Source organism: Corallococcus sp. AB018 (assembly GCF_003986945.1).
In the GTDB taxonomy this organism is placed as follows: Bacteria; Myxococcota; Myxococcia; order Myxococcales; family Myxococcaceae; genus Corallococcus; species Corallococcus exiguus.
Genome location: NZ_RAWR01000555.1, coordinates 1 through 432 on the forward strand (window position 1 = coordinate 1; position 432 = coordinate 432).

Annotated in this window: 1 protein-coding gene; it reads right to left on the bottom strand. The window is 48.1% G+C overall.

The features are described 5' to 3' along the window. Nucleotides 1–116 precede the first annotated feature (116 nt). Nucleotides 117–432, bottom strand: a 316-nt coding sequence (locus tag D7Y11_RS42970; protein WP_139300846.1) for a transposase, incomplete at its 5' end; no start/stop codon positions are given.

A 432-nucleotide genomic window follows, 5' to 3' on the forward strand; every position in this document is an offset into this window, starting at 1 on the left:
CGTTAAGACGATGCCTCGCGTTCTTCAATTGCGTTTTGTAGGCTGTCAGGGATACTGTCCCACGAATGGCCACCTGTAAGCTCCAGATGACCATTTTTGTTATTCTCCACAACGAGTTAGTTCTTCTTTTCGGATCCGGCACTTCTGGGGGGGAAATCCAGCGATGGCTGGATTATGTCGTCAATTAAAAATGCGGCGAGTAGATTAGCAAATATCCACGCTTTCGCGAGTTCAGGTTCCTTTGCACGCAAAGCATCCAGGTGCAGCAAACTTTTGAGCCGCTTAAAAGCCAGTTCAATTTGCCATCGCAGACGGTAACAATCAGCCACTTGCTCTGCTGAATATTCATCTTCCGGTAATGATGTTAGCAATAGCACATGGCCCGCTGCTTCCAGCGTTTCCGCCTGAACTACTCGTCCTTTTCGACGATTC